Below are 23185 nucleotides of genomic sequence, written 5' to 3'. Positions count from 1 at the left end.
ATGATCGGAAATGATCGGCCAGGCGCTCCCGGATAGGATGCTCCTGGCGACGCGGGGGTGAACCCTTGCACGACGCTCGCTTGCTCTTCGCGCGGAAGCGTCTCACTATGCCTCCGATTTCATGACGCGGAGGATATTCCATGAAGAGACGCATTCTGTTCACGGGCGGTTCGGGCAAGGCAGGTCGCCATACTGTGCCATGGCTCGTCAATGCCGGTTACGAGGTTCACAACCTCGATCTCGTGCCGCTGGATAGCCCCGGCGTCACCAATCTCATCGCCGACATCACCGACAGCGGTCAGGTCTTCAACGCGCTCTCGATGCATCGCGATTTTCCCGATCTCGATGCGGGCAGGGGCGTGCAGCCCTTTGATGCCGTCGTGCATTTCGCCGCCATCCCGCGCATTCTGATCAAGCCCGACAACGAAACCTTCCGCATCAACACGATGGGCACCTACAATGTTATCGAGGCGGCGGTGAAGCTCGGCATCAGGAAGATCATCGTCGCGTCGAGCGAGACGACCTACGGCGTCTGCTTCGCCGAAGGCCATCGCGATTTCCACCATTTCCCGCTGGAGGAGGACTACGACGTCAATCCGATGGATTCTTACGGCCTTTCCAAGGTGGTCAACGAAAAGACGGCGCGCGCCTTTGCCGAACGCTCGGGTTTCGACATTTATGCGCTGCGCATCGGCAACGTCATCGAGCCGCACGAATACGAGAAATTCCCCACCTTTTTCGCCAATCCTGAGATGCGCAAGCGCATCGCCTGGAGCTATATCGACGCCCGCGACCTCGGACAGATCTGCCATCTGTGCATCGAGAAGGACGGCCTAGGCTATCAGGTCTTCAACGCCGCCAACGACACTGTCTCGGCCAACACGCCGTCGAAGGAGCTTGCGAAGCGATTCTTCCCGAACGTGCCCTTCACCCGCGAGATCGGCGAATATGAGGGTCTGCTCTCCAACCGCAAGATTCGCGAGGTGCTGGGCTTTAAAGAAGAGCACGATTGGCGGAAATATGTGAACCTCTGAACGGATCTTGGTCGCGCGGTGGAAAAGCCTACTGCTCGCATATGAGGAGAATGGCTTTGAAAATCGAAAATCGTGCTTGCCAATCCCGTGCCGTCGTCTTAAAGGGAGCGCCATGCTTTTCAGCAGCGATTTGCGGGCCTTGGCCCTGGCGCTGAATGACAGGTATGAAGGGGTATAGCTCAGTTGGTAGAGCGGCGGTCTCCAAAACCGCAGGTCGTAGGTTCGAGCCCTACTGCCCCTGCCATTCTCCTTGATGCGGGACAGCGCGGACATGCTCGCGGCATTCCGGCCGGGGATTGATGGGTGGTAAGTAATTTCGTTAAACTTCGGTTTCCCTCTTGTGTATTCGGAAATCGGTGTTTATTTAGGGTTCAACAGACACGCGGTGCGTGGGGCTGATAGTTTCAGCTTTACGCGCCGTAATTGCGTGGGCAGTCGATGGCATCCAAATCCAATCCGTTTGCGTTTCTGCAGCAGGTTCGCTCCGAGACGTCCAAAGTTACATGGCCGTCGCGCCGCGAGACGATGATCTCGACGGTTATGGTGCTTGTGATGGTGGTTTTCGCCGCGCTGTTTTTCTTTGCCGCTGACCAGCTGATTGGCTGGGTTCTGAGCTTCGTGCTGAATACCGGCAACTGATACGGGTGGAGATGAAAATGGCGGCACGTTGGTACATCGTCCACGCATATTCTAATTTTGAAAAGAAGGTGGCTGAAGACATCGAGAACAAGGCTCGCCAGAAGGGGCTGGAGCACCTGTTCGAGAAGATCCTCGTGCCGACCGAAAAGGTGGTGGAAGTGCGTCGCGGCCGCAAGGTCGATTCGGAGCGCAAGTTTTTCCCGGGCTACGTCATGGTTCGCGCCAATCTGACGGATGAAGCCTATCACCTGATCAAGAATACGCCGAAGGTCACAGGTTTCCTCGGCTCCGACAATAAGCCCGTTCCGATTCCGGATTACGAAGCCGAGCGCATTCTCGGTCAGGTCCAGGAAGGTGTCGAGCGGCCGAAGGCCTCCATTACCTTCGAGATCGGCGAGCAGGTCCGCGTTTCCGACGGCCCGTTCGCGTCGTTCAACGGCACGGTTCAGGATGTGGACGAAGAACGTTCGCGCCTGAAGGTGGAAGTGTCGATCTTCGGCCGCGCAACGCCGGTCGAGCTGGAATACGCTCAGGTCGAGAAGGTCTGATTGCAGAGACTGGAGGCTGGCCCTTGCGGCCTGTTTCCTGCGGACTTTGTCCGCATCCGCGTGGAAGGTGAGGGGTCTTAGCCGGACCCTAACGATCCGCACCACGCAACCGCAGCCGCCGGAGAGATCCGGCATCACGGGCCGGGCGACCGGCCGTTCATGAAAGGCAGAGAGATATGGCTAAGAAAGTTGCAGGCCAGCTCAAGCTTCAGGTCAAGGCAGGATCGGCAAACCCGTCCCCGCCGATTGGTCCGGCGCTTGGTCAGCGTGGCATTAACATCATGGAATTCTGCAAGGCGTTCAATGCCGCCACGCAGGAAATGGAAAAGGGTATGCCGATTCCGGTCGTCATCACCTATTACCAGGACAAGTCCTTCACCTTCGCGATGAAGCAGCCTCCGGTCAGCTACTGGCTGAAGAAGGAAGCGAAGATCACGTCCGGTTCCAAGACGCCCGGCAAGGGCGCCAAGGCCGGCTCCCTCACCAAGGCTCAGATCAAGACGATCGCAGAAGCCAAGATGAAGGATCTGAACGCAGCGGATATCGAAGGTGCAATGGCGATGATCGAGGGCTCTGCCCGCGCCATGGGCCTGGAAGTGGTGGGTTAAGATCATGGCTGGTAAGCGCACGCAGAAGATCAACGAAGGTGTTGATCCCACCAAGCTCTACGCTCTGAGCCTGGCCATCGGCATGGTCAAGGAACGGGCTGTCGCCAAGTTCGACGAAACCATCGAAGTCTCGATGAACCTCGGCGTCGACCCGCGCCATGCGGACCAGATGGTTCGCGGCGTCGTCAACCTGCCGAACGGCACAGGTCGTACGGTTCGCGTCGCAGTCTTCGCGCGTGGCGCCAAGGCTGATGAAGCCAAGGCTGCCGGTGCTGATATCGTCGGCGCTGAAGAGCTCGTCGAAATCGTCCAGGGCGGCAAGATCGAATTCGATCGCTGCATCGCCACCCCCGACATGATGCCGCTCGTCGGCCGTCTCGGTAAGGTTCTCGGCCCCCGTGGCATGATGCCGAACCCGAAGGTCGGCACCGTCACCATGGACGTCGCCGGAGCCGTCAAGGCTTCCAAGGGCGGCGCTGTCGAGTTCCGCGTCGAGAAGGCTGGCATCGTCCATGCCGGTATCGGCAAGGCCTCTTTCGACGCCAAGGCTCTGGAAGAAAACATCCGCGCCTTCGCTGACGCCGTCATCAAGGCAAAGCCGGCTGGCGCCAAGGGCAACTATGTCAAGCGCGTGGCGATTTCCTCGACCATGGGCCCGGGCGTCAAGATCGAAGTCGGCTCGGTCACCGCAGCTCCGACTGCATAAGTTCGCGCCCAAGGACTTGGGCGCAATGGTCGGGCTTTGAGCCCGGCGACTGAATTTCCGGCCTCGCAAGGGGCCGGAATATTCCGGAGAAATCCGGAATCCTGTCCGAGATTGCAGGTGGTTTTCCCTTAATCACTTGGCCTGCATGAGACGGGTAAGACCCGAATTGCATGAAGTTCGCTTCTCGTAACTCGGTTCGAGCCTTGGATGCCTTGTGCCTCTTTAGCCTTGATTGGCGCGGGAGCGCGGGGGGACAGGATCCTCAAGCGTCGCTTGGGATCTCACATGATCCCAGGAGGCAAAGGCAACCCGGCAGGTCCGATTTCGGTCCTGCCAACTGGAGATAGGCAGTGGAAAGAGCGGAAAAACGCGAATTCGTCACGGAACTGAACGAAGTCTTCAAGGCTTCGGGCTCAGTTGTCGTGGCCCACTATGCTGGTGCCACAGTCGCGCAGATGAACGATTTTCGTTCGAAGATGCGTGCAGCTGGCGGTACCGTCAAAGTCGCGAAGAACCGCCTGGCCAAAATTGCCCTTCAGGGTACGGAAGCGGAAGGGATTACCAATCTCTTCAAAGGTCAGACGCTGATTGCATACAGCAATGACCCGATCACCGCTCCGAAGGTCGTCATGGATTTCGCCAAGACCAATGACAAGATCATTGTTCTGGGCGGCGCCATGGGAACAACCACGCTCAACGCCGAAGCAGTCAAGTCGCTTGCGACCCTGCCTTCGCTTGATGAGCTGCGTGCGAAGCTGCTGGGCATGATCCAGACACCGGCTACCCGCATCGCTGGGGTTGTTGCAGCACCGGCAAGCCAGCTTGCTCGCGTGTTTGCGGCCTACGCCAAGAAGGACGAAGCCGCGTAAGGCGGTTTTTCGCTGTTTATAATCAACCGGTTCGAACCGAACAAAAGGAACTAGTAAAATGGCTGATCTCGCAAAGATCGTAGACGACCTCTCCTCGCTGACCGTTCTGGAAGCTGCAGAACTGTCGAAGCTTCTCGAAGAAAAGTGGGGCGTTTCCGCTGCTGCTCCGGTAGCTGTTGCTGCCGCTGCCGGTGGTGCTGGCCCTGCTGTCGTTGAAGAAGAAAAGACCGAATTCGACGTCATCCTCGTCGACGCTGGTGCCAACAAGATCAACGTCATCAAGGAAGTCCGCGCCATCACCGGTCTCGGCCTCAAGGAAGCCAAGGACCTCGTCGAGGCCGCTCCGAAGGCTGTCAAGGAAGGCGTCAACAAGGCTGAAGCCGCTGACATCAAGAAGAAGCTTGAAGACGCTGGCGCCAAGGCCGACGTCAAGTAATCTTGAACTGCTTTTGGGAGGCAGCATCTACTGCCTCCCATTTGCCGTTTTTCTGAACGAATTACCCAAAAGCCGCGTCAAAACGGCTTTTGGGTAATGGGTTCTTCAAAAGGATAGTCTCGCACCGAAGGCAGCACAGCAATCCGAGCTGAGCGTTTTCGGGAGTCGGACGAGATTGAATTACTCATTGATTGACGGGATCGACTGGCCATCGGTTCCCGTCCGTTGCAGGCCCGGGTGCAAGATTTTGAAGGAGCGACGATGGCTCAGACCCTTTCGTTCAACGGTCGCAGGCGCGTACGCAAGTTTTTTGGTAAGATCCCCGAAGTCGCAGAAATGCCGAACCTCATCGAGGTTCAGAAGGCGTCCTACGACCAGTTTTTGATGGTTGAAGAGCCGAAGGGCGGTCGTCCCGACGAGGGCCTTCAGGCCGTCTTCAAGTCGGTTTTCCCGATCACCGATTTCTCCGGCGCTTCCATGCTGGAATTCGTGTCCTACGAATTCGAACCGCCGAAGTTCGACGTTGATGAATGCCGTCAGCGCGACCTGACCTATGCAGCGCCGCTGAAGGTGACGCTGCGCCTCATCGTGTTCGATATCGACGAAGATACGGGCGCGAAGTCGATCAAGGACATCAAGGAGCAGTCCGTCTACATGGGCGACATGCCGCTCATGACCAATAACGGCACGTTCATCGTCAACGGCACCGAGCGCGTGATCGTCTCCCAGATGCACCGTTCGCCGGGCGTCTTCTTCGACCACGACAAGGGCAAGAGCCATTCGTCCGGCAAGCTGCTCTTTGCTGCGCGTGTCATTCCTTACCGCGGTTCCTGGCTCGATATTGAATTCGACGCCAAGGACATCGTCTACGCCCGTATCGACCGTCGCCGCAAGATTCCGGTCACGTCGCTGCTGATGGCGCTTGGCATGGACGGCGAGGAAATCCTCGACACCTTCTATACGAAGTCGCTCTACAAGCGCGACGGCGAAGGCTGGCGCATTCCCTTCAAGCCGGAAACGCTGAAGGGCGCCAAGGCGATCACCGAGATGGTCGACGCCGATACCGGCGAAGTCGTCGTGGAAGCCGGCAAGAAGCTGACCCCGCGCCTGCTGCGCCAGCTCTCCGACAAGGGCCTGAAGGCGCTGAAGGCCGGCGACGACGACCTTTACGGCAACTACCTTGCCGAAGACATCGTCAACTACTCCACGGGTGAAATCTATCTCGAGGCCGGCGACGAAATCGACGAGAAGACGCTTGGCGTCATCCTGTCGAACGGTTTCGACGAGATCCCGGTTCTCGGCATCGACCACATCAATGTCGGCGCCTATATCCGCAACACGCTGTCTGCCGACAAGAACGAGAACCGTCAGGACGCTCTGTTCGACATCTACCGCGTCATGCGTCCGGGTGAGCCGCCGACCATGGAATCGGCCGAAGCCATGTTCAACTCGCTGTTCTTCGATGCGGAGCGCTACGACCTCTCCGCCGTCGGCCGCGTCAAGATGAACATGCGCCTCGACCTGACCGTCGAAGACACCGTCCGCATCCTGCGCAAGGACGACATCCTGGCCGTGGTCAGGATGCTGGTCGAATTGCGCGACGGCAAGGGCGAGATCGACGACATCGACAACCTCGGCAACCGCCGCGTCCGTTCGGTCGGCGAACTGATGGAAAATCAGTACCGTCTCGGCCTCTTGCGCATGGAACGTGCGATCAAGGAACGCATGTCCTCGATCGAGATCGACACGGTCATGCCGCAGGATCTGATCAACGCCAAGCCGGCAGCCGCCGCCGTCCGCGAATTCTTCGGCTCCTCGCAGCTCTCGCAGTTCATGGACCAGGTCAACCCGCTCTCGGAAATCACCCACAAGCGCCGTCTTTCGGCTCTCGGTCCGGGCGGTCTGACCCGTGAGCGCGCCGGCTTCGAAGTCCGCGACGTGCATCCGACCCACTATGGCCGCATTTGCCCGATCGAAACGCCGGAAGGCCCGAACATCGGTCTCATCAACTCGCTTGCGACCTTTGCCCGCGTCAACAAGTACGGCTTCATCGAAAGCCCGTACCGCCGCATCGTCGACGGCAAGGTGACGAACGACGTGCTCTACCTCTCCGCCATGGAAGAGGCGAAGTACTACGTCGCCCAGGCCAACGCCGAAATGAATGCCGACGGTTCCTTCGTCGACGAATTCGTCGTCTGCCGTCATGCCGGCGAAGTCATGCTCGCCCCGCGCGACAGCATGAACCTGATGGACGTTTCGCCGAAACAGGTCGTTTCGGTCGCAGCCGCGCTCATCCCGTTCCTGGAAAACGACGACGCCAACCGCGCGCTCATGGGCTCGAACATGCAGCGTCAGGCCGTGCCGCTGCTGCGTGCCGAAGCCCCGTTCGTCGGTACCGGCATGGAGCCGGTCGTCGCCCGTGACTCCGGTGCCGCCATCGGCGCCCGTCGCGGCGGCGTGGTCGACCAGGTCGACGCGACGCGTATCGTTATCCGCGCCACGGAAGACCTCGAAGCCGGCAAATCCGGCGTCGATATCTACCGTCTGCAGAAGTTCCAGCGTTCGAACCAGAACACCTGCGTCAACCAGCGCCCGCTGGTCACTGTCGGTGACGTCGTCAACCGCGGCGACATTCTCGCCGACGGTCCGTCGACCGATCTCGGCGACCTGGCGCTCGGCCGCAACGCGCTCGTCGCGTTCATGCCCTGGAACGGCTACAACTACGAAGACTCGATCCTGCTCTCCGAACGTATCGTTGCCGACGACGTGTTCACCTCCATCCACATCGAGGAATTCGAAGTGATGGCGCGCGACACCAAGCTTGGTCCCGAGGAAATCACCCGCGATATTCCGAACGTTTCGGAAGAAGCGTTGAAGAACCTCGACGAAGCCGGCATCGTCTATATCGGCGCCGAAGTTCAGCCGGGCGATATCCTCGTCGGCAAGATCACCCCGAAGGGCGAAAGCCCGATGACGCCGGAAGAAAAGCTTCTGCGCGCCATCTTCGGCGAAAAGGCCTCCGACGTGCGCGATACCTCCATGCGCATGCCGCCCGGCACCTACGGCACGATCGTCGAAGTCCGCGTCTTCAATCGCCATGGCGTCGAGAAGGACGAGCGCGCGATGGCGATCGAGCGCGAAGAGATCGAGCGTCTGGCAAAGGACCGCGACGACGAGCAGGCGATCCTCGACCGTAACGTCTACGGCCGTCTGATCGACATGCTGCGCGGCCAGGTCTCCATTGCCGGCCCGAAGGGCTTCAAGAAGGGCACCGAGCTTTCGAACGCCGTCGTCTCCGAATATCCCCGCTCGCAGTGGTGGATGTTCGCGGTCGAGGACGAGAAGGTCCAGGGCGAGCTCGAAGCACTCCGCGGCCAGTACGACGAATCCAAGTCGCGCCTCGAACAGCGCTTCATGGATAAGGTCGAGAAGGTCCAGCGCGGCGATGAAATGCCTCCTGGCGTCATGAAGATGGTCAAGGTCTTCGTCGCCGTGAAGCGCAAGATCCAGCCGGGCGACAAGATGGCCGGCCGTCACGGGAACAAGGGCGTGGTCTCGCGCATTGTGCCTGTCGAGGACATGCCGTTCCTCGAAGACGGCACGCATGTCGACGTCGTTCTGAACCCGCTCGGTGTGCCCTCGCGCATGAACGTCGGCCAGATCCTGGAAACGCATCTGGGCTGGGCTTGCGCCGGCATGGGTCGCCAGATCGGCGAACTGATCGAAGCCTACAAGGCCAATGGCAACATCGAGCCGCTGCGCAAGACCATCGGCGATGTCGTCGGTGACGGTCCGAAGGCCGAACAGGTCCACGACTTCGACGATGAGTCGGTCCTGCGTCTCGCCGACCAGTGGAAGCGTGGCGTTTCGATTGCGACGCCTGTTTTCGACGGTGCGCATGAAGGCGACGTCAACGACATGCTGCGTCTGGCAGGTCTCAAGGACACGGGTCAGTCGACGCTTTATGACGGCCGTACCGGTGAGCAGTTCGACCGCCAGGTGACCGTGGGCTACATCTACATGCTGAAGCTCAACCATCTGGTCGACGACAAGATCCATGCCCGTTCGATCGGTCCTTACTCGCTCGTGACCCAGCAGCCGCTGGGCGGCAAGGCGCAGTTCGGCGGTCAGCGCTTCGGCGAAATGGAAGTCTGGGCGCTCGAAGCTTACGGCGCCGCCTACACGCTGCAGGAAATGCTGACGGTGAAGTCGGACGACGTCGCCGGCCGCACCAAGGTCTACGAAGCCATCGTCCGCGGAGACGACACGTTCGAAGCCGGTATTCCGGAAAGCTTCAACGTTCTCGTCAAGGAAATGCGCTCGCTGGGCCTCAGCGTCGAGCTCGAGAACACCAAGCTTGACGAGGCGCAGGCAGCCCAGCTGCCCGACGCGGCCGAGTAAGCACTTGATAGGGCGTGCGCTGCCAATGCGGCGCACGCCGGTCCCGCCGGGCGCCGTATCCGTGTCGGCCCGGGAGGGAAGTTTCGCCGCATCTTGCGGTTATTCTCGTTTAAGCGAGGGAGGCGGCTCCCGGGAAATTGCCGCCGACCATCGCATTTTGAGGGCGCTTTAGCCCATGAAGGAGACAGGCATGAACCAAGAGGTCATGAATCTTTTCAATCCGCAGGTGCCTGCACAGAATTTCGATTCCATTCGGATTTCGATCGCGTCTCCGGAGAAGATCCTCTCCTGGTCCTACGGTGAGATCAAGAAGCCGGAAACCATCAACTACCGTACGTTCAAGCCGGAACGCGACGGTCTGTTCTGCGCGCGCATCTTCGGGCCGATCAAGGACTACGAATGCCTGTGCGGCAAGTACAAGCGCATGAAGTACAAGGGCATCATCTGCGAAAAGTGCGGCGTCGAAGTCACGCTGTCGCGCGTTCGCCGTGAGCGCATGGGCCATATCGAGCTCGCCGCTCCCGTCGCCCACATCTGGTTCCTGAAGTCGCTGCCATCGCGCATCTCGACGCTGCTCGACATGACGCTGAAGGATGTCGAGCGCGTCCTCTACTTCGAAAACTACATCGTCACCGAGCCGGGCCTGACCGCCCTGAAGGAGCACCAGCTCCTCTCGGAAGAAGAGTACATGCTTGCCGTCGACGAATACGGCGAAGACCAGTTCACCGCGATGATCGGCGCTGAGGCGATCTACGAGATGCTGGCCTCGATGAACCTCGAAAAGATCGCTGGCGACCTGCGTTCCGAGCTTGCCGACACCACGTCGGATCTCAAGCAGAAGAAGCTGATGAAGCGCCTGAAGATCGTCGAGAACTTCATGGAGTCGGGCAACCGTCCGGAATGGATGATCATGAAGGTCGTCCCGGTCATTCCGCCGGACCTGCGTCCGCTGGTTCCGCTCGACGGCGGCCGTTTCGCGACGTCGGATCTGAACGATCTTTACCGCCGCGTCATCAACCGCAACAACCGCCTGAAGCGCCTGATCGAGCTTCGCGCGCCGGGCATCATCATCCGCAACGAAAAGCGCATGCTGCAGGAATCTGTTGACGCGCTGTTCGACAACGGCCGGCGCGGCCGCGTCATCACCGGCGCCAACAAGCGTCCGCTGAAGTCGCTCTCCGACATGCTGAAGGGCAAGCAGGGCCGCTTCCGCCAGAACCTGCTCGGCAAGCGCGTCGACTATTCCGGTCGTTCGGTCATCGTCACCGGCCCGGAACTGAAGCTGCACCAGTGCGGCCTGCCGAAGAAGATGGCGCTCGAGCTCTTCAAGCCGTTCATCTATGCCCGCCTCGACGCCAAGGGTTATTCCTCGACCGTCAAGCAGGCCAAGAAACTGGTCGAAAAGGAAAAGCCGGAAGTCTGGGATATCCTCGACGAGGTCATCCGCGAGCATCCGGTTCTCCTGAACCGCGCACCGACGCTGCACCGCCTGGGCATCCAGGCCTTCGAACCCACCCTGGTCGAAGGCAAGGCGATCCAGCTGCATCCGCTCGTCTGCACGGCCTTCAACGCCGACTTCGACGGTGACCAGATGGCCGTTCACGTGCCGCTGTCGCTCGAAGCCCAGCTCGAAGCCCGCGTGCTGATGATGTCGACCAACAACATCCTGCATCCGGCCAACGGCGCGCCGATCATCGTTCCCTCGCAGGACATGGTTCTCGGCCTCTACTACCTGTCGATCCTGAACCAGAACGAGCCGGGCGAAGGCATGGCCTTCTCCGACCTCGGCGAACTGCATCACGCCCTCGAAAGCAAGGTCGTGACGCTGCACACCAAGATCCGCGGCCGCTTCAAGTCGATCGACGAGGATGGCAAGCCCTACTCGAAGATCTATGAGACGACGCCTGGCCGTCTGCTCATCGGCGAACTGCTGCCGAAGAACGGCAAGGTGCCCTTCGACATCTGCAACCAGGAAATGACCAAGAAGAACATCTCCAAGATGATCGACACGGTCTATCGCCACTGCGGCCAGAAGGACACGGTCATTTTCTGCGACCGCATCATGCAGCTCGGCTTCTCCCATGCCTGCCGCGCCGGCATTTCGTTCGGCAAGGACGACATGGTCATTCCGGATGCCAAGGCCAAGATCGTTGCCGACACCGAAAGCCTGGTGAAGGAATACGAGCAGCAGTACAATGACGGCCTGATCACCCAGGGCGAAAAGTACAACAAGGTTGTCGACGCCTGGGGCAAGGCGACCGAAAAGGTCGCCGAAGAGATGATGGCCCGCATTAAGGCGGTCGAGTTCGACGAGAAGACCGGTCGTCAGAAGCCGATGAACTCGATCTACATGATGAGCCACTCCGGCGCCCGCGGTTCTCCGAACCAGATGCGTCAGCTGGGCGGCATGCGCGGCCTGATGGCCAAGCCGTCGGGCGAAATCATCGAGACGCCGATCATCTCGAACTTCAAGGAAGGCCTGACCGTCAACGAGTACTTCAACTCGACGCACGGCGCCCGCAAGGGTCTGGCAGACACCGCGCTCAAGACCGCCAACTCCGGTTACCTCACGCGCCGTCTCGTCGACGTCGCGCAGGATTGCATCGTCACGCACGTCGATTGCGGAACGCAGACGGGCCTCACCATGACCGCCATCGTCGATGCCGGCCAGGTCGTCGCCTCGATCGGTGCTCGCATCCTCGGCCGTACGGCGCTCGACGATATCGATCATCCGATCACAGGTGAGCGCATCGTCGATGCCGGCAAGATGATCCTCGAGCCCGATGTCGTCGAAATCGAGAAGGCCGGGATCCAGTCGATCCGGATTCGCTCGGCACTGACCTGCGAAATCCAGACGGGCGTCTGCTCGGTCTGCTACGGCCGCGACCTCGCGCGTGGTACGCCTGTCAACATGGGCGAAGCCGTCGGCGTCATCGCGGCTCAGTCGATCGGTGAACCGGGCACCCAGCTCACCATGCGTACCTTCCACCTTGGCGGTACGGCAACCGTGGTCGACCAGTCGTTCCTCGAAGCCTCGTATGAAGGTACGGTGCAGATCAAGAACCGCAACATCCTGCGCAACTCCGATGGCAACCTCGTTGCCATGGGCCGCAACATGACCGTCCAGATCCTGGACGAACGTGGTGTCGAGCGGTCGTCGCAGCGTGTGGCCTACGGTTCGAAGCTGCATGTCGACGAAGGCGACAAGGTCAAGCGCGGCCAGCGTCTGGCGGAGTGGGACCCCTACACCCGTCCGATGATGACGGAAGTAGCCGGTACCGTTCAGTTCGAAGACCTGGTCGACGGTCTCTCCGTTCTGGAAGCGACCGACGAATCCACCGGCATCACCAAGCGTCAGGTCATCGACTGGCGTTCGACCCCCCGCGGTTCGGACCTCAAGCCGGCGATCGTCATCAAGGATGCCAGCGGCAATGTCGCCAAGCTGTCGCGTGGCGGCGACGCCCGCTTCCTGCTCTCGGTCGACGCGATCCTGTCGGTCGAGCCGGGCACAAAGGTCTCCCAGGGTGACGTTCTCGCGCGTTCGCCGCTGGAAAGCGCCAAGACCAAGGACATCACCGGCGGTCTGCCGCGTGTTGCCGAACTGTTCGAAGCCCGTCGTCCGAAGGACCACGCCATCATCGCAGAGATCGATGGTACGATCCGCCTCGGCCGCGACTACAAGAACAAGCGCCGCGTCATCATCGAGCCGGCGGAAGACGGTGTCGAGCCTGTCGAATACCTGATCCCGAAGGGCAAGCCCTTCCACCTTCAGGAAGGCGACTATATCGAAAAGGGTGACTACATCCTCGACGGTAACCCGGCTCCGCACGACATCCTGGCGATCAAGGGCGTGGAGGCTCTGGCCTCCTACCTCGTCAACGAGATCCAGGAAGTCTACCGCCTGCAGGGCGTTGTCATCAACGACAAGCACATCGAGGTGATCGTCCGTCAGATGCTGCAGAAGGTGGAAATCACCGATGCAGGCGACTCGACCTATATCGTCGGCGACAATGTCGACCGGATCGAGCTCGAAGACGTCAACGATCATCTGATCGAGCAGGGTAAGAAGCCCGCCTACGGCGATCCGGTTCTTCTCGGCATCACCAAGGCGTCGCTGCAGACCCCGTCCTTCATCTCGGCCGCGTCCTTCCAGGAAACGACCAAGGTGCTGACGGAAGCTGCGATCGCCGGCAAGACCGACGGCCTGCAGGGTCTGAAGGAAAACGTCATCGTCGGTCGCCTCATCCCGGCCGGCACCGGCGGCACCATGACCCAGATCCGCCGCATCGCAACGTCGCGCGACGAGATGATTCTCGAAGAGCGCCGCAAGGGCACCGGGGCTGCCGTTGCTACGCCGATGCTGCAGGACATGGCCGAAAAGGCTCCGGCTGCGGAATAATCCGCCGGCTGAAGTCGTTGAATTGAAAAACCGCCCGGAGCGATCCGGGCGGTTTTCGTTTTTGGTCTGCTCTGTTTGGTCGGGCGGGGAGGGAGCGCGCCCCGCGCGGCTCCCTTCAGTTGAAGCGGATGATCGCGACTTCGCCGTCGACGGCGCCCTGATAGGCGGAGGCGTGAGGCTCCTCGGCAGGCACCTCGGTCAGCATGCCGATCTGGTCGAGATCGGCCTCAATGAAGCCTTCCTCGGCAAGGGCGTTCAGGGCCTCTCGGACGGCGGTGTCGTCGTCGGGCGCCTTAAGCATGATATGCAGGTCGATGCCTTCGCTGGCGTCGGACTCGTAGCCCTTGCCGATGATGATGAAGATCATCGGACCATCGAAATTATTGTCGTTATCAGGTGTCGTGATCATCGCCTGTCCTTCGGCTCTTTGACGATTCGCTCGCTCGAATCCCCTGTGAGGGCCGAGCGCTGCAATTGCTGATTCCTTAGCTGCTTTTGCTGCGATGCCCAAGTTTTTATCTTGGCGCACGGCTGTGAATTCGTCTAGGAGGGTGAAAACAGGGCGTCAGGCCCGCATATCAAGGCGATGCGGCGAGTTTATTTCTTAACCGGCCTTGACGAGATGGGTGGAAACCAGTAGTACCCCGGCCATCAGATCCCATGTGAGGCTTGGCTGTTCGGGGCGACGCGCCCTGAAGTTCACCTCAAACAAGGTTCTAAACGCACGTTGAAGTCATGATGCTGCACGCACGACGCATATTCTATGCGTCCTCTGCTCCTTGTGGTCCATCTGCGGAAGCGGATCGGGCCATATTTTGCGCATTGACGGAAAGCGTGCGTCACTGCCGGAGACGGCGCGAGTTCAAGCCCGCAAGGGTACTGAGATAAAACGTAAGGGATGGTTGAATGCCTACCGTAAACCAGCTGATCCGCAAGCCTCGCCAGGCGAACGTAAAGCGTAACAAGGTTCCCGCACTCCAGGAGAACCCGCAGAAGCGCGGCGTTTGCACGCGCGTCTACACGACGACGCCGAAGAAGCCGAACTCGGCTCTGCGTAAGGTCGCAAAGATCCGCCTGACCAACGGCTTCGAAGTCATTGGTTACATCCCCGGGGAAGGTCATAACCTTCAGGAACACTCTGTCGTCATGATCCGTGGCGGCCGCGTCAAGGACCTTCCGGGTGTCCGTTATCACATCATCCGCGGCGTTCTCGATACCCAGGGTGTCAAGAACCGCAAGCAGCGCCGCTCCAAGTACGGCGCGAAGCGTCCGAAGTAATTCGGTTTTGAATAATTCAGCGCTGCGCGAGGTCCTCCGCGTGATGAAGCGCCTTAACGATTGAAGAGACGAAAACTATGTCCAGACGCCATAAAGCAGAAAAGCGCGAGATCAATCCGGATCCGAAGTTCGGCGATCTCGTCGTCACCAAGTTCATGAATGCCATCATGCTCGACGGCAAGAAGTCCGTTGCTGAAAACATCGTCTACGGTGCGTTCGACGCCGTCCAGGGCAAGTCCAAGCAGGAGCCGCTCACGGTTTTCCATTCTGCGCTCGACAACATTGCCCCGCACGTTGAAGTCCGCTCGCGCCGTGTCGGTGGTGCGACCTATCAGGTCCCGGTCGACGTTCGTCCGGAGCGCCGCCAGGCTCTCGCCATTCGCTGGCTGATCGCTGCTGCCCGCAAGCGCAATGAAACGACTATGGTTGACCGCCTTTCCGGCGAACTGCTCGATGCGTCCAACAACCGTGGCTCCGCCGTCAAGAAGCGCGAAGACACGCACAAGATGGCTGACGCCAACCGCGCATTCTCGCACTATCGCTGGTAATTCCGAACGGTATCGAAAGGCAGTCCACAATGGCTCGCGAATATAAGATCGAAGATTACCGCAATTTCGGTATCATGGCGCATATCGACGCCGGCAAGACCACGACCACCGAGCGTATCCTTTACTACACCGGCAAGTCGCACAAGATCGGCGAAGTCCACGACGGCGCAGCCACCATGGACTGGATGGAGCAGGAGCAGGAGCGTGGCATCACGATCACCTCTGCTGCCACCACGACCTTCTGGAAGGGCCGTGACGGCAAGATGCGCCGCTTCAACATCATCGACACCCCCGGCCACGTCGACTTCACCATCGAAGTCGAGCGTTCGCTGCGCGTTCTCGACGGCGCCATCGCGCTGCTCGACGCCAACGCAGGTGTTGAGCCGCAGACGGAAACCGTCTGGCGTCAGGCCGAGAAGTACAACGTCCCGCGGATGATCTTCTGCAACAAGATGGACAAGACCGGCGCGGACTTCTACCGCTCCGTCGAGATGATCAAGACCCGTCTCGGCGCAACGGCTGTCGTCATGCAGCTGCCGATCGGCGCTGAAAGCGACTTCAAGGGCGTCATCGACCTCATCGAGATGAACGCTCTCATCTGGCGCGACGAGTCGCTCGGCGCCCAGTGGGATGTCGTCGAGATCCCCGAGGATATGAAGGCCAAGGCCGAAGAATATCGCGAAAAGCTGATCGAGACGGTCGTCGATATCGACGAAGCCGCCATGGAAGCCTATCTCGAAGGCGTTCTGCCCGACAACGATCAGATCCGCGCGCTGGTTCGCCGCGGCACGATCGACGTCAAGTTCCACCCGATGTTCTGCGGCACCGCCTTCAAGAACAAGGGCGTGCAGCCGCTGCTCGACGCCGTCGTCGACTACCTGCCGTCGCCGATGGACATCCCGGCGATCAAGGGCATCGACTTCAAGACGGAAGCTGAAATCGAGCGTCACGCCGACGACAGCGAGCCGCTTTCCATGCTCGCCTTCAAGATCATGAACGACCCCTTCGTCGGTTCGCTGACCTTCGCCCGCATCTACTCCGGCAAGCTCGAAAAGGGCGCGTCGGTCATGAACACGGTCAAGGACAAGCGCGAGCGCGTCGGCCGCATGCTGCAGATGCACTCCAACTCGCGTGAAGACATCGAAGAAGCCTTCGCAGGCGACATCGTCGCTCTCGCCGGCCTCAAGGAAACCACGACGGGCGACACGCTTTGCGATCCGCTGAAGCCGGTTATCCTCGAGCGCATGGAATTCCCCGAGCCGGTCATCCAGATCGCCATCGAGCCGAAGACCAAGGGCGACCAGGAAAAGATGGGCCTCGCGCTCAACCGCCTGGCTGCTGAAGATCCTTCCTTCCGCGTCAAGACCGACCAGGAATCCGGCCAGACCATCATTGCCGGCATGGGCGAACTGCATCTCGACATCATCGTCGACCGCATGCGTCGTGAATTCAAGGTCGAAGCAACCGTCGGCGCGCCGCAGGTTGCCTACCGCGAAACCATCACCCGGACGCACGAAGAAGACTACACGCACAAGAAGCAGTCCGGTGGTACCGGCCAGTTCGCGCGCGTCAAGATCATCTTCGAACCGAACCCGGACGGCGACGACTTCAAGTTCGAATCGAAGATTGTCGGTGGTTCCGTTCCGAAGGAATACATCCCCGGCGTCCAGAAGGGCATCGAAAGCGTCCTGTCTTCGGGTCCGCTGGCTGGCTTCCCGATGCTCGGCGTCAAGGCGACCCTCATCGACGGCGCCTTCCACGACGTCGACTCCTCGGTTCTCGCCTTCGAAATCGCATCGCGTGCCTGCTTCCGTGAAGCAGCCAAGAAGGCCGGCGCTCAGCTGCTCGAGCCGATGATGAAGGTCGAAGTCGTGACCCCGGAAGATTACGTCGGCGACGTCATCGGCGACCTGAACTCCCGTCGCGGCCAGATCCAGGGCCAGGAAAGCCGTGGTATCGCCGTCGTCATCAACGCGAACGTTCCGCTCGCGAACATGTTCAAGTACGTCGACAACCTGCGCTCCATGTCTCAGGGCCGCGCTCAGTACACGATGACCTTCGATCACTATTCGCCGGTCCCGTCGAACGTTGCAACAGAAATCCAGGCAAAGTATTCCGGTCAGAAGTGACCGGCATACCAATTGACCGATAACAAGAATTAGATCCCCTCGGGGACTAGCAAAACGGAGAGCCGAAAATGGCAAAGAGTAAGTTTGAGCGCAACAAGCCGCACGTCAACATCGGCACGATCGGCCACGTTGACCACGGCAAGACGTCTCTGACGGCAGCGATCACGAAGTACTTCGGTGAGTTCAAGGCGTACGACCAGATCGACGCGGCTCCGGAAGAAAAGGCTCGTGGCATCACCATTTCGACGGCACACGTCGAATATGAGACGCCGGCCCGCCACTACGCGCACGTCGACTGCCCCGGCCACGCCGACTACGTCAAGAACATGATCACCGGTGCTGCCCAGATGGACGGCGCGATCCTGGTGTGCTCGGCCGCTGACGGCCCGATGCCGCAGACGCGCGAACACATCCTTCTGGCCCGCCAGGTCGGCGTTCCGGCGATCGTGGTGTTCCTGAACAAGGTCGACCAGGTTGACGACGCCGAGCTTCTCGAACTGGTCGAGCTCGAAGTTCGCGAACTGCTGTCGTCCTACGACTTCCCGGGCGACGATATCCCGGTCGTCAAGGGTTCGGCGCTTGCTGCTCTCGAAGATTCGGACAAGAAGATCGGCGAAGACGCGATCCGCGAGCTGATGGCTGCGGTTGACGCCTACATCCCGACGCCTGAGCGCCCGATCGACCAGCCGTTCCTGATGCCGATCGAAGACGTGTTCTCGATCTCCGGCCGCGGCACGGTTGTGACCGGCCGTGTCGAGCGTGGCATCGTCAAGGTTGGCGAAGAAGTAGAGATCGTCGGCATCCGTCCGACCTCGAAGACGACGGTGACCGGCGTTGAAATGTTCCGCAAGCTGCTCGATCAGGGCCAGGCTGGCGACAACATCGGCGCGCTGATCCGCGGTGTGAACCGTGACGGCGTCGAGCGTGGCCAGATTCTCTGCAAGCCGGGTTCTGTCAAGCCGCACAAGAAGTTCATGGCGGAAGCCTACATCCTGACGAAGGAAGAGGGTGGCCGTCATACGCCGTTCTTCACCAACTACCGTCCGCAGTTCTACTTCCGCACAACCGACGTGACGGGCATTGTGACGCTGCCGGAAGGCACGGAGATGGTTATGCCGGGCGACAACGTCACGGTTGCCGTCGAGCTGATCGTTCCGATCGCGATGGAAGAAAAGCTGCGCTTCGCTATCCGCGAAGGCGGCCGCACCGTCGGCGCCGGTATCGTCGCTTCGATCGTCGAGTAATTAGCGGCTGGGCCACCAGGCCCAAGGAAAGGATAGGGACGCCGATCTGGGTGTCCCTCTCGATCTTTGAAACCGGTGGCCCGCTAACGTAACTGAAGGTAAGTCGTGTCCCTCAATGGTGACACGCGGATAACAGACACAAGGATAAAGTCGAATGAACGGCCAGAATATCCGCATCCGCCTGAAGGCGTTCGATCACCGGATTCTCGATGCCTCCACGCGCGAGATCGTATCGACGGCGAAGCGCACCGGTGCCAGCGTCCGGGGCCCCGTTCCGCTTCCGACCCGCATCGAGAAGTTTACGGTCAACCGGTCCCCGCACATCGACAAGAAGAGCCGTGAACAGTTCGAGATGCGCACGCATAAGCGCCTTCTCGATATCGTTGACCCGACCCCGCAGACGGTAGACGCGCTGATGAAGCTCGATCTCGCCGCCGGTGTCGATGTTGAGATCAAGCTCTGAGACCTCGGGTCTTCGGGCTGAGTGAGAAGGATTGAACCGATGCGTTCAGGTGTGATTGCACAGAAGGTGGGAATGACCCGCGTCTATAACGACGCCGGCGAGCATGTCCCGGTAACGGTACTGCGCATGGAGGCCGTCCAGGTCGTTGCCACGCGCACTGTCGAAAAGAATGGCTATACCGCAGTTCAGCTCGGTGCCGGCCAGGCGAAGGTGAAAAACACGTCGAAGGCGATGCGCGGCAACTTTGCCGTTGCCAACGTCGAGCCGAAGGCCAAGGTCGCAGAATTCCGCGTGTCGGAAGATCAGCTGCTCGAAGTCGGCACTGAGATCAAGGCGGGTCACTTTGCAGCCGGTCAGCTCGTCGACGTGACGGGCACGACGATCGGTAAGGGTTTTGCCGGCGCCATGAAGCGCCACGGTTTCGGCGGTCTGCGCGCCACGCACGGTGTGTCGGTTTCGCACCGCTCGCACGGTTCGACCGGCTCGCGCCAGGATCCGGGCAAGGTTTTCAAGAACAAGAAGATGGCTGGTCACATGGGCCAGACGCGTGTCACGACGCAGAACCTGGAAGTGGTTTCGACCGACGAAGATCGTGGTCTGATCCTGATCAAGGGTGCTGTTCCTGGTTCCAAGGGTGCCTGGATCATCGTGCGCGACGCCGTCAAGTCGGCCGCGAAGTAAGGGAGCCAGATCAATGGAATTGAACGTCAAGACCCTCGAGGGAAAAGACGCCGGGAAGGTTTCCCTTTCGGACGCGATTTTCGGCCTCGAGCCCCGCGAAGACATTCTCGCCCGCGTCATCCGCTGGCAGCTTGCCAAGAAGCAGCAGGGTACGCACAAGGCTAAGGGCCGCGCTGAAGTTTCGCGCACCGGCGCCAAGATGTACAAGCAGAAGGGTACGGGCCGCGCCCGCCACCATTCGGCTCGCGCTCCGCAGTTCCGCGGCGGCGGCAAGGCTCACGGCCCGGTCGTGCGCAGCCACGAGCATGATCTTCCCAAGAAGGTTCGTGCACTCGGCCTTCGCCATGCCCTTTCGGCCAAGATCAAGGCCGATGACGTCATCGTCATCGACAACCTGGTTGCCACCGAAGCCAAGACCAAGGCTCTCGCGTCCGTTTTCGAGACGCTCGGCCTGACCAACGCCCTCTTCATCGGCGGCGCAGAGCTTGATGGCAACTTCAAGCTCGCAGCTCAGAACATCCCGAACATCGATGTTCTGCCGATCCAGGGCATCAACGTTTACGACATCGTGCGCCGCGGCAAGCTCGTGCTTTCCAAGGCTGCGGTTGAAGCGCTAGAGGAGCGATTCAAGTGACCGATCTTCGCCACTACGATGTGATCGTCTCCCCGGCGATCACCGAAAAGTCCACGCTGGTATCCGAAAACAACCAGGTTGTTTTCAATGTCGCCAAGCAGGCGACGAAGCCGGAAATCAAGGCTGCTGTCGAGGCGCTGTTCGGCGTCAAGGTTACGGCCGTCAACACTCTGCTGCGCAAGGGCAAGACCAAGCGGTTCCGCGGTTTCGTCGGCAAGCAGAAGGACGTGAAGAAGGCTGTCGTAACCCTGGCTGAAGGCCAGACGATCGACGTCTCCACCGGTCTCTGAGGTATAAGAAAATGGCATTGAAAACATTCAATCCGATCACCCCGAGCCAGCGCCAGCTGGTCATCGTCGACCGCTCGGCCCTCTACAAGGGCAAGCCGGTCAAGGCGCTGACGGAAGGTCTGACCAAGAGCGGCGGTCGTAACAACCTCGGTCGCATCACCGCCCGCTTCATCGGCGGCGGTCACAAGCGCACCTATCGTCTGATCGACTTCAAGCGTCGCAAGTTCGACGTCGAAGGCACCGTCGAGCGTATCGAATACGATCCGAACCGCACGGCGTTCATCGCGCTGGTGACCTATGCTGATGGCGAAAAGGCTTATATCCTCGCTCCGCAGCGCCTCGCTGCCGGTGACAAGGTCATCGCTTCCGAGAAGGCTGTTGACGTCAAGCCCGGCAACACCATGCCGCTGCAGTTCATCCCGGTCGGCTCCATCATCCACAATGTGGAAATGAAGCCGGGCAAGGGTGGTCAGATCGCTCGCTCCGCCGGTGGCTACGCACAGCTCGTCGGCCGCGACCAGGGCATGGCGATCCTTCGCCTGAACTCCGGTGAACAGCGTCTCGTCCATGGCTCCTGCCTTGCTTCGATCGGCGCCGTCTCCAACCCGGATCACGCCAACATCAACGACGGCAAGGCCGGTCGTACGGTTTGGCGCGGCAAGCGTCCGCATAACCGCGGCGTCGTCATGAACCCGGTCGACCATCCGCACGGCGGTGGTGAAGGCCGCACCTCTGGTGGTCGCCATCCGGTGACACCCTGGGGCAAGCCGACCAAGGGCAAGCGCACCCGGTCGAACAAGTCGACCGACAAGATGATCATGCGCTCGCGTCATCAGCGTAAGAAGTAAGAGAGGAAGTCTCCAATGGCTCGTTCAGTATGGAAAGGTCCGTTCGTTGACGGCTATCTTCTCAAGAAGGCTGAGAAGGTTCGTGAAGGCGGACGTGCAGAAGTGATCAAGATCTGGAGCCGTCGCTCCACGATCCTGCCGCAGTTCGTCGGTCTTACCTTCGGCGTCTACAACGGCAGCAAGCATATTCCGGTCAGCGTCAATGAAGACATGGTCGGCCACAAATTCGGTGAATTCTCTCCGACCCGCACCTACTACGGTCACGGCGCGGACAAGAAGGCGAAGAGGAAGTAACAATGGGCAAGGCAAAAGCCGAACGCCGGCTGAAGGACAACGAGGCGCAAGCAGTCGCCCGCACGCTCCGCGTCAGCCCCCAGAAGCTCAACCTGGTTGCTGCGGCTATCCGTGGCAAGAAGGTCGAGCGCGCACTCGCTGAGCTGGAGTTCTCCCGCAAGCGCATCGCAGGCGCCGTCAAGAAGACGCTCGAATCTGCGATCGCCAATGCCGAGAACAACCACGATCTCGACGTCGACTCGCTTGTCGTCGCCGAGGCCTATGTCGGCAAGTCGATCGTCATGAAGCGTTTCCACGCTCGTGGCCGTGGTCGCGCGTCGCGCATCGAAAAGCCCTTCGCGCACCTGACGATCGTCGTTCGTGAAGTGCAGGCAGTAGAGGAGGCCGCATAATGGGTCAGAAAATCAATCCAATCGGTTTCCGTCTTGGCATCAACCGTACCTGGGATAGCCGCTGGTTCGCGGACAATGCCGAGTACGGCCAGCTGCTGCACGAAGACCTGAAGATGCGCAAGTTCGTCATGAGCGAACTGAAGCAGGCCGGGATCTCCAAGGTGGTCATCGAGCGTCCGCACAAGAAGTGCCGCGTCACGATCCACTCGGCACGTCCGGGCCTCATCATCGGCCGCAAGGGCGCAGACATCGACAAGCTCCGCAAGAAGCTGTCGGACATGACGAATTCGGAAACGCACCTCAACATCGTCGAAGTGCGCAAGCCCGAAGTCGACGCGACGCTGGTCGCTCAGTCGATCGCCCAGCAGCTCGAGCGCCGCGTGGCTTTCCGCCGCGCCATGAAGCGCGCCGTTCAGTCCGCGATGCGTCTTGGCGCCGAAGGCATCAAGATCACCTGCGCCGGCCGTCTCGGCGGCGCTGAAATCGCCCGTACGGAATGGTACCGCGAAGGTCGTGTGCCGCTGCACACGCTGCGCGCCGACATTGACTACGGCACGGCTGAAGCAGAAACCGCATTCGGCATCTGCGGCATCAAGGTCTGGATCTTCAAGGGCGAAATCCTTGAGCACGATCCGATGGCTTCCGAGCGCCGTGCGATGGAAGGTGACGCCCAGGGTCCGGCAAGCCGTGACCGTGACCGCGACAGAGACCGTCGCCGCGACAACGCTTGATAGCGCGCGTGGC

22 protein-coding genes and 1 tRNA gene are annotated in these 23185 nt (G+C 60.2%); 22 read left to right on the top strand and 1 reads right to left on the bottom strand.

All coding sequences use genetic code 11. The features are described 5' to 3' along the window. The first annotated feature begins 140 nt into the window (after nt 1-140). The 10 genes from FHT69_RS09740 (at nt 141) to rpoC (ending at nt 13640) form a co-directional block, all read left to right on the top strand. On the top strand, nt 141-1034 hold the full coding sequence (locus FHT69_RS09740; protein WP_047620026.1) for an NAD-dependent epimerase/dehydratase family protein: 894 nt from the start codon (nt 141-143) through the stop codon (nt 1032-1034). Between the two features lie 168 nt (nt 1035-1202). Continuing rightward, nucleotides 1203-1278 (top strand) — tRNA-Trp (locus FHT69_RS09735). Nucleotides 1279-1472: 194 nt separating this feature from the next. Then, complete coding sequence (gene secE, locus FHT69_RS09730; RefSeq protein WP_003573826.1) at nt 1473-1673, top strand: preprotein translocase subunit SecE; 201 nt, start codon at nt 1473-1475, stop codon at nt 1671-1673. Between the two features lie 17 nt (nt 1674-1690). After that, nucleotides 1691-2221, top strand: coding sequence for a transcription termination/antitermination protein NusG (gene nusG / locus FHT69_RS09725; protein WP_003547516.1), 531 nt, complete (start codon nt 1691-1693; stop codon nt 2219-2221). A gap of 176 nt (nt 2222-2397) precedes the next feature. Next, nucleotides 2398-2829, top strand: a complete 432-nt coding sequence (gene rplK / locus FHT69_RS09720) for a 50S ribosomal protein L11 (protein ID WP_047620024.1) — start codon at nt 2398-2400, stop codon at nt 2827-2829. A gap of 4 nt (nt 2830-2833) precedes the next feature. Beyond that, the gene (gene rplA, locus FHT69_RS09715; RefSeq protein WP_047620022.1) at nt 2834-3535 is read left to right on the top strand and encodes a 50S ribosomal protein L1; all 702 of its coding nucleotides are present in this window, start codon (nt 2834-2836) and stop codon (nt 3533-3535) included. A 350-nt stretch (nt 3536-3885) separates the two neighbouring features. Beyond that, a complete protein-coding gene (rplJ, locus tag FHT69_RS09710) occupies nt 3886-4404 on the top strand; it encodes a 50S ribosomal protein L10 (RefSeq protein WP_028757410.1) in 519 nt (172 codons plus the stop codon). Nucleotides 4405-4462: 58 nt separating this feature from the next. Then, nucleotides 4463-4840 carry a 50S ribosomal protein L7/L12 gene (gene rplL, locus FHT69_RS09705; RefSeq protein ID WP_028757409.1) on the top strand — a complete coding sequence of 126 codons (378 nt, stop codon included), beginning with the start codon at nt 4463-4465 and terminating at the stop codon, nt 4838-4840. Between the two features lie 261 nt (nt 4841-5101). Further along, nucleotides 5102-9241: a DNA-directed RNA polymerase subunit beta gene (rpoB, locus tag FHT69_RS09700; protein WP_047620020.1), complete on the top strand. Its 4140-nt coding sequence runs from the start codon at nt 5102-5104 to the stop codon at nt 9239-9241. 190 nt (nt 9242-9431) lie between these two features. Further along, complete coding sequence (gene rpoC / locus FHT69_RS09695; protein ID WP_047620027.1) at nt 9432-13640, top strand: DNA-directed RNA polymerase subunit beta'; 4209 nt, start codon at nt 9432-9434, stop codon at nt 13638-13640. A 115-nt stretch (nt 13641-13755) separates the two neighbouring features. Here rpoC and FHT69_RS09690 read toward each other — a convergent pair whose 3' ends face one another. Beyond that, nucleotides 13756-14049: a hypothetical protein gene (locus FHT69_RS09690; RefSeq protein ID WP_028757598.1), complete on the bottom strand. Its 294-nt coding sequence runs from the start codon at nt 14047-14049 to the stop codon at nt 13756-13758. 497 nt (nt 14050-14546) lie between these two features. On the opposite strand from FHT69_RS09690, the gene rpsL reads away from it, so the two are divergent. The 12 genes from rpsL (at nt 14547) to rpsC (ending at nt 23172) form a co-directional block, all read left to right on the top strand. Further along, nucleotides 14547-14918, top strand: coding sequence for a 30S ribosomal protein S12 (gene rpsL, locus FHT69_RS09685; RefSeq protein ID WP_003547537.1), 372 nt, complete (start codon nt 14547-14549; stop codon nt 14916-14918). 77 nt (nt 14919-14995) lie between these two features. Further along, complete coding sequence (rpsG, locus tag FHT69_RS09680; protein ID WP_028757597.1) at nt 14996-15466, top strand: 30S ribosomal protein S7; 471 nt, start codon at nt 14996-14998, stop codon at nt 15464-15466. A gap of 29 nt (nt 15467-15495) precedes the next feature. After that, on the top strand, nt 15496-17595 hold the full coding sequence (gene fusA, locus FHT69_RS09675) for an elongation factor G (RefSeq protein WP_047620018.1): 2100 nt from the start codon (nt 15496-15498) through the stop codon (nt 17593-17595). A 68-nt stretch (nt 17596-17663) separates the two neighbouring features. After that, a complete protein-coding gene (gene tuf, locus FHT69_RS09670; RefSeq protein ID WP_028757605.1) occupies nt 17664-18839 on the top strand; it encodes an elongation factor Tu in 1176 nt (391 codons plus the stop codon). Nucleotides 18840-18993: 154 nt separating this feature from the next. Beyond that, complete coding sequence (gene rpsJ, locus FHT69_RS09665; RefSeq protein WP_003547547.1) at nt 18994-19302, top strand: 30S ribosomal protein S10; 309 nt, start codon at nt 18994-18996, stop codon at nt 19300-19302. 39 nt (nt 19303-19341) lie between these two features. Continuing rightward, on the top strand, nt 19342-19983 hold the full coding sequence (gene rplC, locus FHT69_RS09660) for a 50S ribosomal protein L3 (RefSeq protein WP_028757604.1): 642 nt from the start codon (nt 19342-19344) through the stop codon (nt 19981-19983). Nucleotides 19984-19996: 13 nt separating this feature from the next. Beyond that, nucleotides 19997-20617 (top strand): 50S ribosomal protein L4, encoded by a 621-nt coding sequence (gene rplD, locus FHT69_RS09655; protein WP_029868123.1) that lies wholly within the window; start codon nt 19997-19999, stop codon nt 20615-20617. Beyond that, nucleotides 20614-20907, top strand: coding sequence for a 50S ribosomal protein L23 (locus FHT69_RS09650; RefSeq protein WP_003547550.1), 294 nt, complete (start codon nt 20614-20616; stop codon nt 20905-20907). Before rplD ends, FHT69_RS09650 begins: the two co-directional genes overlap by 4 nt. Before the next feature lie 11 nt (nt 20908-20918). Then, complete coding sequence (gene rplB, locus FHT69_RS09645; RefSeq protein WP_003573799.1) at nt 20919-21755, top strand: 50S ribosomal protein L2; 837 nt, start codon at nt 20919-20921, stop codon at nt 21753-21755. A gap of 15 nt (nt 21756-21770) precedes the next feature. Beyond that, nucleotides 21771-22049, top strand: coding sequence for a 30S ribosomal protein S19 (rpsS, locus tag FHT69_RS09640; RefSeq protein ID WP_003573797.1), 279 nt, complete (start codon nt 21771-21773; stop codon nt 22047-22049). 2 nt (nt 22050-22051) lie between these two features. Further along, on the top strand, nt 22052-22441 hold the full coding sequence (gene rplV, locus FHT69_RS09635) for a 50S ribosomal protein L22 (RefSeq protein ID WP_007626081.1): 390 nt from the start codon (nt 22052-22054) through the stop codon (nt 22439-22441). Further along, on the top strand, nt 22441-23172 hold the full coding sequence (gene rpsC, locus FHT69_RS09630; protein ID WP_003587196.1) for a 30S ribosomal protein S3: 732 nt from the start codon (nt 22441-22443) through the stop codon (nt 23170-23172). The genes rplV and rpsC overlap by 1 nt, the downstream gene beginning before the upstream one ends. The last annotated feature ends 13 nt before the right edge of the window (nt 23173-23185 follow it).

Origin of the sequence: Rhizobium sp. BK008, from assembly GCF_014197345.1 — a bacterium.
GTDB lineage: Bacteria > Pseudomonadota > Alphaproteobacteria > Rhizobiales > Rhizobiaceae > Rhizobium > Rhizobium anhuiense.
The sequence above is the reverse complement of the archived record's forward strand: the minus strand, read 5'-3'. Positions and strand labels throughout refer to the sequence as shown.